The sequence below is a fragment of the Parasphingomonas halimpatiens genome (assembly GCF_036663795.1).
In the GTDB taxonomy this organism is placed as follows: domain Bacteria; phylum Pseudomonadota; class Alphaproteobacteria; order Sphingomonadales; family Sphingomonadaceae; genus Sphingomonas.
On record NZ_JAXOJP010000001.1, the window covers coordinates 383,667 to 396,349 of the forward strand.

Annotated in this window: 12 protein-coding genes; 6 read left to right on the forward strand and 6 right to left on the reverse strand. The window is 67.1% G+C overall.

Translation table 11 applies throughout. The features are described 5' to 3' along the window. The first annotated feature begins 345 nt into the window (after positions 1-345). The 3 genes from U1839_RS01905 (at position 346) to U1839_RS01915 (ending at position 2,405) form a co-directional block, all read left to right on the forward strand. Positions 346-981, forward strand: a complete 636-nt coding sequence (locus U1839_RS01905) for a hypothetical protein (RefSeq protein ID WP_332801979.1) — start codon at positions 346-348, stop codon at positions 979-981. After that, entirely contained in the window at positions 971-2,038 is a 1,068-nt protein-coding gene (locus U1839_RS01910; protein ID WP_332801980.1) for an RAD23 family protein, read from the forward strand. The genes U1839_RS01905 and U1839_RS01910 overlap by 11 nt, the downstream gene beginning before the upstream one ends. A gap of 115 nt (positions 2,039-2,153) precedes the next feature. Continuing rightward, a complete protein-coding gene (locus U1839_RS01915; RefSeq protein ID WP_332801981.1) occupies positions 2,154-2,405 on the forward strand; it encodes a hypothetical protein in 252 nt (83 codons plus the stop codon). Positions 2,406-2,509: 104 nt separating this feature from the next. Here the strand turns inward: U1839_RS01915 and U1839_RS01920 are convergent, their stop codons facing one another. Then, the gene (locus tag U1839_RS01920; RefSeq protein ID WP_332801982.1) at positions 2,510-4,450 is read right to left on the reverse strand and encodes a putative bifunctional diguanylate cyclase/phosphodiesterase; all 1,941 of its coding nucleotides are present in this window, start codon (positions 4,448-4,450) and stop codon (positions 2,510-2,512) included. 194 nt (positions 4,451-4,644) lie between these two features. Then, positions 4,645-4,782, reverse strand: coding sequence for a hypothetical protein (locus tag U1839_RS01925; RefSeq protein WP_332801983.1), 138 nt, complete (start codon positions 4,780-4,782; stop codon positions 4,645-4,647). Here U1839_RS01925 and arsC point away from each other — a divergent pair. From arsC to U1839_RS01940, 3 genes are all read left to right on the forward strand, one after another. Continuing rightward, entirely contained in the window at positions 4,772-5,197 is a 426-nt protein-coding gene (gene arsC / locus U1839_RS01930; RefSeq protein ID WP_332801984.1) for an arsenate reductase (glutaredoxin), read from the forward strand. The two genes, U1839_RS01925 and arsC, sit on opposite strands and share 11 nt — an antisense overlap. Next, the gene (locus U1839_RS01935; RefSeq protein ID WP_332802088.1) at positions 5,197-6,483 is read left to right on the forward strand and encodes an arsenic transporter; all 1,287 of its coding nucleotides are present in this window, start codon (positions 5,197-5,199) and stop codon (positions 6,481-6,483) included. Before arsC ends, U1839_RS01935 begins: the two co-directional genes overlap by 1 nt. Positions 6,484-6,649: 166 nt before the next feature. Beyond that, positions 6,650-7,141, forward strand: coding sequence for a P-loop nucleotide/nucleoside kinase family protein (locus tag U1839_RS01940; RefSeq protein WP_332801985.1), 492 nt, complete (start codon positions 6,650-6,652; stop codon positions 7,139-7,141). 3 nt (positions 7,142-7,144) lie between these two features. Here U1839_RS01940 and U1839_RS01945 read toward each other — a convergent pair whose 3' ends face one another. From U1839_RS01945 to U1839_RS01960, 4 genes are all read right to left on the reverse strand, one after another. Next, positions 7,145-7,702 carry a VOC family protein gene (locus U1839_RS01945; protein WP_332801986.1) on the reverse strand — a complete coding sequence of 186 codons (558 nt, stop codon included), beginning with the start codon at positions 7,700-7,702 and terminating at the stop codon, positions 7,145-7,147. Positions 7,703-7,729: 27 nt separating this feature from the next. Next, positions 7,730-10,597, reverse strand: a complete 2,868-nt coding sequence (locus U1839_RS01950) for a PAS domain S-box protein (RefSeq protein WP_332801987.1) — start codon at positions 10,595-10,597, stop codon at positions 7,730-7,732. Between the two features lie 196 nt (positions 10,598-10,793). Further along, a complete protein-coding gene (locus U1839_RS01955) occupies positions 10,794-12,188 on the reverse strand; it encodes a hypothetical protein (RefSeq protein WP_332801988.1) in 1,395 nt (464 codons plus the stop codon). 13 nt (positions 12,189-12,201) lie between these two features. Beyond that, positions 12,202-12,477: a high-potential iron-sulfur protein gene (locus tag U1839_RS01960; protein WP_332801989.1), complete on the reverse strand. Its 276-nt coding sequence runs from the start codon at positions 12,475-12,477 to the stop codon at positions 12,202-12,204. Between the last annotated feature and the right edge of the window lie 206 nt (positions 12,478-12,683).

Below are 12,683 nucleotides of genomic sequence, written 5' to 3' on the forward strand. Positions count from 1 at the left end.
GCCATCGGTGGAGGAAGGATGAAGGCGCCGGTCGGATTCGATCGCACGGCGGCCTGTTTGCGCGGGCACGCTTATCAAGTCCCGACGAAATCCGGGCCCTATAGTCATCCGGCCGAGGCAAGATCACCGCGCACAAGCGCCAGGTCGACCGAGTATGATCGTCGCGAAATATTGCCGTGCCGCGCATATGGCCAAGCTATAGCGCAATTATCGCACCATTTCGGATCTTTAACAGCATGGATTATTGCGCGCGGCGGATTATGCAGGTGGCAGGATGAGTCGTGCGGGCAGTGCTGGCGCTCGAGCTGGTGCTTCGGCTTGCCATGATGGCGCGGGGGTATTGGCATGAGCATTACCGATACGTTGCTCGATTTCCTCACCGGTCGCATTCCCGATGCCGACCCGGAGGATCATGACCTGGCGCGGCGCGCCTATGCCGATTTCATCGACGTGCAACTGGCGGGCTTTCGCGTGCCGGACGGCGCCGCGCTGCGTGCCAAACTCTATGTCGCCGACGAGAACAACCCCGGCAGCAAGATGCCGGCCGAACTGCCGGTGATCATGGGAATCGAGACGCGGCTCGCCGCGGCATTGTCCGATGGTCTTGCCAGCCGCACCTACTGGATCGTGCGCGACCGCTTCAACCGCATCGCCTCGACCCAGGCCGCCGCCGAATATGCGCGCTGGGCGCCGCCCGAGCTCCATGAGGCGCGGGTCGTCGCGGTCGACGATCCGCTCGCCGTCGCCCGCCAGGCCGAGACGGCCGCGCTCGCTGCGGTCGGCCGCGCCTCGCTCGATCTCGACCAGGCGAAGGCGATCCCGCCCGACAAGCACAGCGCGGACAGCGATGCCGCGCTGGCGACCGCGACCAAGGTCTATGAGGCCGCGATCGCCGCCGCGGCCGAGGCGTCGCGGCGGGTCGCGGCGCTGGAAGCCACGGTGGCCGAGCCGACGCATGCGGAGACGACCGATGGCAAGTAATCCGCCCCCGCCATCGCCGCAGCTGCTGCGCCACGACATGCAGGCGATGCTCAGCTACATCCAGGGCGCACGGATCGTCAGCATCGCGCGCGAGACCGCGATCAGCCGGCTCAAGGGCTGGCTGGTCGGTCGGTTGTGGATGGGCGTGACGACCGCACTGTTCGCGCTGTTCATCGTCTATCTGTGCGGCTTCTGGTCATGGACCCGCGATCTCGACGGTCCGCTGGTATCGGGCCTGATCCTGATCGTGCTGGCGTCGCGCGCCGGCGCGATCATCAGCATCAGCCGGCGCATCAACGACGACGATCTCGGCAGCGTGGGTGGCGGCGATTCGATCTTCACGCTGGCCAGCCTCGGCTCGGGGCGCAACGGCCTCGCGCTCGCCTTGCTGTCCTCCAACGTCTTCGGCCTCGTGCTGTTCGCATTGTTCGCCTCGGGCATCCCCGGCGCGCTCGGGCTGACCGGCGGTATCGCGCCGAAATTTCGCGAGACCGCGACCGAGGCACGCGCCAAGGCGCAGGCCGCCGACGCGGTGGTCGCCGATCGCCAGAAGGACGTGAACAATCAGTGCAGTGCCGCCGCGCTGGCACCCAGGCCCGCGACCGGTGCCGCCAGCCCCGCGCCCGCGCCAAGCACGTCGCCAACGAGCGCGCCGACGGCTGTCAGCGCGCCAGCGCTTGCCACGCCGCGTGCCGCTGGCGGCAAGAGCACGGTGCCGTCTGGCGCGCCCTCGCCTGCCGCGACGGCGACTCCGGATGGCGGCTCAGCCGCAGACGAATGTACCGGGGCGCGCTACGCGTTCAAAAAAGCGCAGCAGACGGCGACGGAACTGGCCGAGACGGCGAGCGCCACCACGAATGCCCGGTTGCCGGTCGATGGCTGGTTCGACCAGCTCGCCATGGCGCTGGGTCTCTTCGCGCCGTCCGATCTGTTCAAGATGCTGATCTGGGCGTTCATCGCGGGATTCTTCGAACAGTTCGTCCCCGACATGCTCGATACGATCGCCGCGCGCACCAAGCAGAGCCAGCAACAGGCGGCAGTCGCAGGTGCGAAGTGAGCGGGTCGCGGGACCGCGCCGGCGGGCGCGCAAGCCAACGAAATTTCATTCTTTTTGCGTAGGCATTCACGATGCCATTTTTTCCTGACGGCGCTAAGAAGTGCACGGGGGATATATGCCGTATCTGATTCGCTATTTCCGGGACGGGCGGGAACGCGGCTCGACGCCGTGGGACGGTTCGCTCGACATCATGCAAAAAATCGCCGCCGACGGCGTCGTGCGCCACGGCATGGACCGTGCGGTGATCGCCGATGAAGCCGGTGCGATCGTCTGGTCGAGTGCCGGCGACGCGAGCGACATGCGCCGTGCGAAGCGTCGCCCCGGCGAAGCCTTGCTGCGCCGGATACGGCGGGACGCGGCGACCTGATTTAGAGCGGGATGCGAAAAAGTGGGAACCGGTTTTTCGCTACAAATCCCGCGACAACAAAAGATTATGGGGCAGGATGCGATTCAAACTAATCACATCCTGCTCTAAACGGCGCTGCGCAGGCGGCCCCGCTGCGCGCCATGTGCCGCAGCGAGGAACGCGGCGACCTCGTCGCCATGAATCGGCTTGCCGATCAGGAAACCCTGCACCTTGTCGACCCCCAGGCTGTCGAGCAGGACGAGATGCTCGGTCGTCTCGACCATCTCCGCCGTCACCGGGCAGCTGATCGCGCGGCACAATTGCATCACGCCGATCAGCAGATTGCGCGCGGCAGCACTTTGCGCGATCGGCGCGATCAGGCTGCCGTCGAGCTTGATCCCGTCGAAGCGAATCTGGCGCAGATAGCCGATCGAGGCATAACCCGCGCCGAAATCGTCGAGCAACACGCGCACGCCGCCGTGGCGCAATCGCTCGATCATCGCGCGCGCGGCCGAAAAGTCCCTGAGCAGCGCGGTCTCGGTGATCTCGATCGACAGTCGTGCCGGCGAGAAGCCGTGTTCGGCGCACAGGTCGAAGATCAGCGCGCACACCGCCGGCGAGTTGAGTTCGACCGCGCTGAGGTTGAACGACAGGCCGATCCCGTCGGGCCAATGCGAAGCGGCCGCGAGCGCCTGGCGCAGCAGGATCGCGGTCAGCCGGTGGGTGATGCCGCGTCGCTCGGCGACCGCGATGAACTCGGCCGGGGAGATGTCGCCGAGCACGGGATGGCGCCAGCGCGCCAGTGCCTCGAAACCATCGACCGTCATCGTCGCGGTATCGAACACCGGCTGATATTGCAGCGTGAGCGTCGCCAGCGCGTTGGGGTCGGTCGCGGCCTGTTCGATCAGGACGCGGCGGCGCACGCGCCCCTCCATCGCCGTTTCGAAGCCGCAGATGCGCTGCACGCCTGATTCCTTGCTTTCGTAGAGCGCGAGATCGGCGCGGTGGATCAGCTCCACCACCGAGCAGTCGCAAAAGCCGCCATGCGCGATGCCGATCGAGGTGCTCACCATCAGATCCTTGCCGTCGACGATGAACGAGCGCTCGAACGCGGCCGCGATTGGCAGCAGCCGGGCGTGTGCCGCGTCGAGCGTCACGACATCGCGCAGCAGCAGCGCGAACTCGTCGCCGCCGAGCCGGACGATCAGGTCGCCGGGATCGAGCAGCGCCTCCAGCCGTCGTGCGACCGCGACGAGCAGGCCGTCGCCGGCAAGATGGCCAAAGGTGTCGTTGATCGCCTTGAAGCCGTCCAGGTCGAGCATCGCCACGGCGATCGCGCCTTTTCCGTCGCTCGCGTCGACCGCGCTGAGCTGATCGAGAAAGGCGCGGCGGTTGGGCAGCCCGGTCAGCTGGTCGCTGAACGCCAGTTCGGCGACCTTGTGCTGCTCGCGCCGGGTGTCGGCGTGCGCGGCGGCCATGCGCCGCAGCTGGAGATATTGCCGGCGGATGAAGTTGAAGGTCAGTGCGGCGACCATCAGGAGGCTGATACCCGTTCCCATCAGAATCGCATTGTTGGTGAACAGCAAGGCGAACGCAATCGGCGCCGCGCCCAGGCCGATCAGGATATACCCGGCCTCGGGATGGCCCATCAGGCAGGCACCGCAGATGATCATGCTGAGCGCGGTGAATTGCGGCACATAATATTGGCTCGGCGCGCTCGCCGTGAACAACAGGTAGATGCTCCACCCGGCGAGCGTGCTCGCCATGACCAGCGCCGATCGGCTCGTCGTGGTCGCCAGCGACGCCATTTGCGCGACGCTCCGCGGCGGTCCCTCGTTGATATGGCGCCACCGGATGATGCGTGCGGTGCACACCGCCGTCACGATCAGTGAAACGACGTAGGAACGCATTTGCCAGCGCTCGCTCGCCGTGACGATCTGCATGACGAGCGTGTTGGCAATGATGAAGAGAAACATCGTCGGTGCCTGCGACGACAGCGAACGCATCTGCTCGGCCAGCAATGTCTCGTCCAGCCGCACCTTATCGGCCGGCGATTCCTGCTCCATGGCGGGTCCTTCCGCCGGCAGCGCTAAAGGGGGCAGGGGAAATGCGCGGTTACGAACCGGCCACGCACTAATACGTACTTGTCCGCGCTCGATGCTTGCCCAGTCGGCTTGTCAGATCGATAGTTCCGCGATAATCGAAATTATATCGTCAGCGAGAGCCGAGATGAAACGTCCGCACCTGCATCTCGGCGCGATCATGCGCCGATGATGAAACCTTGTGCCGGCTGCCCGGTTTTCCGATCGACGATGAAGACGCCGACCGGCCGGAAATGCGCGCGCCGCCGGCTGCCGAACTGATCTGTTGCTGACCGAGGGCCCTTGATGACCGACATCGTGATCTACCATAATCCCGCCTGCGGGACGTCGCGCAACGTGCTCGCGCTGATCCGCAACAGCGGGGTCGAGCCGCATGTCGTCGAATATCTCAAGACCCCGCCGGCGCGTGCGCTGCTGGTCGAAATGATCGCGCGCGCCGGCATGACGCCTCGCGCGCTGCTGCGCGAAAAGGGCACGCCCTATGCCGAACTCGGGCTCGACGATCCGGTGCTGTCCGACGACGCGCTGGTCGATGCGATGATCGCGCATCCCGTGCTGATCAATCGGCCGCTGGTCGTCACGCCGCTCGGCGTCAAGCTGTGTCGGCCGTCGGAAGCGGTGCTCGACATCCTGCCCGACCCGCAACGCGGCGCCTTCGCCAAGGAAGATGGCGAACAGGTGGTGGATGCGCAGGGTTCGCGGCTGGCGTGATCGTCTCCGCCGCGCTGGTCTTTCTTGCGACCATCACGCTCGTCATCTGGCAACCGCGCGGGCTCGGCATCGGCTGGAGCGCGATGGGCGGCGCGATCGCCGCGCTGCTGCTCGGTATCGTCTCGCTCGGCGACGTGCCGGTGGTGTGGCACATCGTGTGGAACGCCACAGCGACCTTCGTCGCGATCATCGTCACCAGCCTGCTGCTCGATCGCGCCGGGCTGTTCGAATGGGCGGCGCTGCATGTCGCGCGCTGGGGCAGGGGGCATGGGCTGTGGTTGTTCGCGCTGGTCGTGCTGCTCGGCGCGGCGGTGTCGGCGCTGTTCGCCAATGATGGCGCGGCGCTGATCCTCACGCCGATCGTTATCGCGATGCTGCGCGCGCTCGGTTATCGCGAAAAGGCGACACTCGCCTTCGTCATGGCGGCGGGGTTCATCGCCGATACCGCGAGTCTGCCGCTGGTCGTCTCCAACCTCGTCAACATCGTCTCGGCCGATTTCTTCGGGGTAGGGTTCGGCCGCTATGCGCTGGTGATGGTGCCGGTCGACCTGGTGTCGATCGCCGCGACGCTCGGCGTGCTGCTGCTGTTCTTCCGCCGCGATATTCCGCAGCGCTACGATGTCGGGCAACTCGCCGCGCCGGCCAGCGCGATCCACGATGTCGCCACCTTCCGCGCCGGCTGGGTCGTGCTCGGCTTGCTGCTGCTCGGCTTCTTCGTGCTCGATCCGCTCGGTGTGCCGGTCAGCGCGATCGCCGCGCTTGGTACGCTGGCGTTGCTCGGCGTCGCGGCGCGGGGCCACCGGATCAGCCCGGTCGAAGTGCTGAAAGGCGCGCCTTGGCAGGTCGTGATCTTCTCGCTCGGCATGTATCTCGTCGTTTACGGGCTGAAGAATGCCGGGCTGACCGCGCAGCTCGCGCTGCTGCTCGATCGCTTCGCGGCGGGCGGCGTGTGGGGCGCGTCGCTCGGCACCGGCCTGCTCACCGCCTTGCTGTCATCGGTGATGAACAACATGCCGACGGTGCTGATCGGTGCGCTGTCGATCGATGCGAGCCATGCCGTCGGGCCGGTCAGGGAGGCGATGGTCTATGCCAATGTCATCGGCAGCGACCTCGGCCCGAAGATCACGCCGATCGGTTCGCTCGCCACCTTGCTGTGGCTGCACGTGCTGGCGGCCAAGGGGATCCGCATCGGCTGGGGTTATTATTTCCGGGTCGGCATATTGCTGACCATGCCGGTGCTGCTCGTCACGCTCGCGGCGCTCGCGTTGCGGCTGACGCTAGGCTGACGGCGACGGTTGAGATTCGCCGCCGCGCGCGGTAAAAGGGCGGCATGTCCCGTCCGGCGATGAACCTGCGAATTAGCCGCCCGGCCTGATCCCGTCAGGCCGGCCCGCGCGTCTTTTGGTTCATCCGGCACCGGCAGATCGGCCGGCGCCCATGCGAGGCAGGAACATGACCTCCGATACCCCGATATTGCACCTGCTGTGCGGCAAGGTCGCCGCCGGCAAATCGACGCTCGCCGGCACGCTCGCCGCGGACGGCGCGCTGCTCATCGCGCAGGATCCGTGGATGGCGCGGCTCTATCCGGCCGAACTGCGCACGATCGAAGATTATCTGCGGCTGTCGGCGCGACTGCGCCAGGCGATGACGCCGCATCTCGTCGCCCTGCTGCGTGCCGGGCTGTCGCTGGTGCTCGACTGGCCGGCCAATACCGTGGCGAGCCGGCGCTGGATGCGCGAGATCGCCGATGCCGCCGGTGCCACCGCGCGGCTGCACTGGCTCGACCTGCCCAATCGGCAATGCCTGACGCGGCTCGACGCGCGCAATGCCGGCGGTGCGCACGAATTCACCGTCAGCCATGGCGAGTTTGCCGAGCTGGCGCGGCTGTTCGAGCCGCCGGGCGCCGAGGAGGGGCTGCCGATCGTGCGACACACGCCCGGCTGAGGGTTAGACCCCGAAGGTCACATTCCCCGCCTCGTCCATGATGAAGCCGGGGTTGTGCGCGATCTCCCAGGCATGGCCATCGGGGTCGGCGACATAACCGCGAAAGCCGCCATAAGCGGGCGCGTCGGCGGCGCGGAGCAGCGTGCCGCCGGCGGCGACGAGCCGCGCGATCAGCGGCGCGACCTCATCCTGCGTGCGGACATTGTGCGCGAGCGCGGCATTGCCAGGGTTGGGGCCCGGGCCGTGCACGGGGCGCTGCATGTCCGCCGCCAGCGCATCGTGCAGCCAGGTGCCGAGGACCAGGCCGTTCAACTGGTAGAAGACGATCGTCGCATCCTCGAACACCGGCACCCAGCCGAAACCCTCGCCATAGAAGCGCTTCGAGCGCGGCAGATCGTCGATCCCCAGCGTGATGACCGAGACGGTTTGCTGGCTCGCCCGCGACGCGCGCGATTTCCTGCTGCCCTCGCGCCGGTGGCCGTGCCCCGACGATCGCCGGCTTTTCTCGTCCGATGCGCCGAAAAACGCGCGCACCCGTCCGGTCAGATCCGACTTGCTCATTTCCGCGCCCTCCCATGCCCCGGCATATCACCGATCCAGCATTTCCCTGACCTTGTTGCTCAACGACGCGACCGCGAACGGCTTGGTGATGACCTCCATGCCGGGGTCGAGATGGCCGTTGCCGACCGCCGCATTCTCGGCATAGCCGGTAATGAACAGCGTGCGAAGGTCGGGCCGCGTCGCGCGCGCGGCATCGGCGACCTGCCGGCCGTTGAGCCCGCCCGGCAGGCCGACATCGGTGATCAGCAGGTCGATCCGCGTGTCCGATTCGAGGATCTTGAGCCCGGCCGGGCCATCGATCGCCTGCAGCACGCGATACCCCGCGTCCTCGAGGATCTCGACCACCAGATCGCGCACCACCGGCTCGTCGTCGATCACCAGCACGACCTCGCCATGCCCGGGATCGAGCAAGTCGCGCGCGGCGCTCGCGCGATCGTCCTCCAGCGCCCCGGCATAGCGCGGCAAATACAGGCACATCGTCGTGCCATGGCCGAGTTCCGAATAGATCCGCACCTGACCGCCCGATTGCCGCACGAAGCCGTGGATCATCGACAGGCCGAGCCCGGTGCCTTGCCCCATCGGCTTGGTGGTGAAGAACGGGTCGAACGCCTGGGCGATGACGTCGGGGGGCATGCCGGTGCCGGTGTCGGTCACGCACAGCGAGATATATTGCCCCGGCGGCAGCTCGCGCTCGCGCGCGGCGCGGTCGTCGAGCCATTTGTTGGCGGTCTCGATCGTCACGCGTCCGCCATCGGCCATCGCGTCGCGCGCGTTGATGCACAGGTTGAGCAGCGCATTTTCGAGCTGCGACTGGTCGATCCGCGTCACCCACAGCCCGCCGGTGCCGACCACCTCGACCGTGATGGCCGGCCCGACGGTGCGGCGGATCAGGTCCTCCATGCCGGCGATCAGCCGGTTGACGTCGGTCGGCCTGGGATCGAGCGTCTGGCGCCGCGAAAAGGCCAGCAGCCGCTGCGTCAGCGCCGCCGCGCGCCGCGCCGCATCCTGCGCGCCGTCGATATAGCGATTGAGCCCGGTGACGCGGCCCTTGCCGATATGCATGTCGAGCAATTCGAGATTGCCGCTGATCCCGGCGAGCAGATTGTTGAAGTCGTGCGCAATGCCGCCGGTCAGCTGGCCGACCGCTTCCATTTTCTGGCTCTGGCGCAGCGCCTCCTGCGCCGTCAGCAACTCGGCCTCGGCGGCCTTTTCCTCGGTGATGTCGCGGCCGCTGCAATAGACCATGCCGTCCTCGGGAATGCCGACCCACGAGATCCAGCGATAGCTGCCGTCCTTGCAGCGATAGCGGTTGGGGAAGCGGATCGCCGGCTGGCCGATCTGGGTCAGCGCGAAGCCCTGGCGGGTGCGCTCGATATCGTCGGGATGGAGCAGTTCGAAGATCGACATGCTGGCGACCTCCTCCTCGCTCCAGCCGAGCAGGGACTGCCAGGCCGGGTTGGAGGTCTCGAAATACCCCTTGCTGTTGAGTGCGCCGAGCAGGTCGGGGCTGACCTGCCATGTCATGCCGCGCGCCTGGGTCCGTTCGATGACCTTGCGTTCGAGTTCGGCGTTGAACGCGCGCAGCGCCGCCTCGCTGCGTACCCGGTCGGTCACGTCATGGCCTTCTGCGAAGATGCCGGTGACGGTGCCGTCGGCGCCGACGATCGGCTGATAGACGAGGTTGAGGAAGCGCTGCTCGAGCGGGCTTCCCGGCGCGCGCTGCAGATCGACCGGCATGTTCGCGCCGACGAACGGCTCGCCGCTCACATAGACCTGCTCGAGCAGCTCGAAGAAACCCTGGCCGTTGACCTCGGGCAAGGCCTCGCGCACCGGCTGGCCGACGACATTGCGATGGCCGATCAGCTGGAGATATGCCTGGTTCATGAACTCGAACACATGCGTCGGCCCGCGCATCACGCACATGAAGCCCGGCGCACGCTCGAACAGGGTGCGCAACCGGTCGCGCTCGGCGCCCATCGCTTCGGCCGCTTGTACGCGCGCGAGCGCCGCCGAGACCTGTCCGGCGAGCAGGCCGAGAAAGCCGCTATAGTCGGCATCGAACACGCGGTGCGGATTGAGCCCGATGACCAGCGCCCCGAATGGCGTGTCCTCGCTTTGGCCATCGAGCGGCAGCACCATCGCCGCGTCGGGCGGCCGCTGCCACGCGCCCTGCGGCAGGGCGAGCGGGGCACCGAGCGGCACGACGCCGTGCGTGGCGAGTGCCCACACCGACTCGTCGCCGCGCGCGATCGCTTCCGGTGCGGCCGCGTGCGGTGCGGTGAAGCCGGTGCGCGCGGCGAGCTGCGCCGTTTCGCCCTCGAACAGATAGGCCAGGGTAAAAGGCAGATCGTACGGATTGGCCGTGAGCGCGTCATCGACCGCCACCATCACCGGCGCGACCGTGTCCGCAGCGGTCAGTGCCGAAGCGAGCACGCGCAGCGTATCGAGGCGCCGGCCGGTGATGATCCGTTCGGTCTCCTCGACCACCGCGCACAGCAGCCCGCCGACGCTGCCGTCATCGTCGAAGATCGGGCTGTAGGAAAAAGTGTGATAGGTTTCTTCGGGATAGCCGTCGCGTTCGAGCAGCAGCAGCAGCGCCTCGCTCCACGTCGCTTCGCCGCGCTCATAGACGGTGCGGATCAGCGGCCCGACATCGTCCCAGATTTCCGCCCACAATTCCCTGGTCGGCATGGCGAGCGACGCGGGATGCTTCTGCCCCAGCGTCGGGCGATAGGCGTCGTTATAGAGGAAGGCGACCTCGGGCCCCCAGCCGACCCACATGTCGAACCGGCTGGTCAACAGAATCCGCACCGCGACCTTGAGCGCTTCGGGCCAACCGGTCACCGGGCCGAGCGTGCTTGCGGCCCAATCGTGCGCGCGCATCAGCTGTGCCATTTCGCCGGCGCCGACGAAGATGTCCCGCCCGCCTTGCGCTTCGGTTAAACCACGCCCCCACTGCGTCTTCCGGTCGGCATGATACCTGCGGAGCGGTCGATGGAACGCACGGTGCGTCGGGAAGTTCAATCGGGCAATATGCTTTCAGGAGATGCATCCGAAACGGATGCATCTCCTGTGATGGCGCGAAGGTCGCCTAAAAGGCGATCCAGGTAAAGACGCGCACGGTGTTGTTGTCCGAAGCATTGCTGCCGGCGCCGTCATAATCGTGCCGCGCACCCTCGAAGCGCGTATAGGCGGTATATTGGACGCCGACGCGCATGTTGAAGCGCGGGCCGAGCGGCGAGCCGCGATCCCCCCCGAACGGCGTGCCGTCGAGTTGCAGCAAGATGCCGGTCGTCCCGGGCCGCGCGGTTCGGCTGTCGGGGTAGATCGACGCATTGGCCTTTCCGCCAAGATCGAACGCCCCGATCGTCGCCCCGATCTTGTCGTGCCAATAGTAAGAGGCATCGGCGCGCCATTCGTGCAGCGAGGCGTCGGCGCACTCCCCGGCGGGCACCGGCGCGATCGATCCGTCGGCAATGCCCAGCGCGCAGGTCGCGCGCAGCGCGCGATGCTCATGCGTATAGCGCGCGTTGATCGACACCGTGTCCTTGCCGATCGTGCGCAGCCATGACGCATCGGCCCCGACATCGGCATAATCGTCGGTCAATCCGCTCGAGCGGTCGCGCCCGGGCCAGATCCTGGCCTTGAGCAGGAAGGCGCCGATCTGGAACGTCCCGCCGCCAAGCTGATCCTCGAACGCCACCCGCGCATAGGGCGCAAGGCCGCTGATGTCGCCGGGCGCCAGCGGGTCGGCGCCGAGCCAGCGCAAGGTGCCGGCGCGCGGCGTGCTGTAACCGCCGGCCTCGACATAGAATTTCGAATCGACCCAGGCATAGGCGGTGACGCCGATCACATTCTGCGCCAGCCCGCCGGCGATCAGCGGCGCGTTCGATGGGCCGGGCGCGAGGCCCGAGCTGGTATAGGGATAGCCCCAGGCGGGCAGCGTGTTCCACACATCCTGCACCGACGGGCTGTTGTTGAGGCTCAGGCCGTAGGTGACGTCCTTGCCGCCGATCTTGCCGGTATTGACCGCGCGCAGATCGAGATTGTCCCAGCTCCACGTCCGCCCGACGCCGTCATAGGTGCCCTGGACGAAGCCGCCGAAGTGCGATCCGATGCCCCCGGCGAGAAAAAGGCTGCCCTGGTCGAAGGCGACATTGTTGTTGGCGGCGAAGCCGTCTGCCGGCGGCGTCGCCGGGCGCTTCTTCGTGCTGGTATAGGAAGCGACGGCCATCGCCGAGATCGGCACGCTGGCGCTGCTGCGCAGCGTATAGCCGCCGAGCTTGAAAGCGCGCCCGAACGGGGTGAGCTGCGGCCCGAAGCCGCCGACATGGCACGAATGGCAGGGTTGGCCGGTTTGTTGCGCGAAGCTCGGCACGGCGCGCGCCGGAGCGCCGATCAGCGTGGCGCTGCCGAGTGCGAGCAACGCCGCACCGCTGAGCAACGCGATGGTCCGCCGGGTGGCGGGGCGGGTGGTGGTGATCATCGTCCGGCCCCCGTCACTTAGGCGCATAGATCGAACACCAGCCGCTCGGGCTGATGACGCCGTCGACCAGCTTGCACGCCGCCGGGGCCTGCCACTGGCGACAATTGTCGCACTGTGCCTTGCCCTTGGGGGTGGGCTGGTACTTGACTGCCTTCTGGGCGATCTTGCTGCCCGCGACGGCGGCTGCCGGCACGGTCGCGGCAACCAACACACCGCCCCCGGCGACGGCGAGGTGAAGTACAGCGCGGCGCGAAAGATCGGCGCTCATGAAAGTGCGGTCGGTGGTCATGGCATTGCTCCGGTCAGGCCCGCGCCGACGCCTCAGCATCGACGGGGCGGTCAAGAAAAGTTCGGCTGCGCTCGGTAAAATGAGGCGCGACTCCCGGGCCGCCGACGGTATCTGCCGGGTCACCGAGAGGCGCGATATCGGTAACTACCCGTAATCGTTTCGGGCCGCCGGCCGTTGCGCGACGCAGCGATGTCGGCCATGGTAAA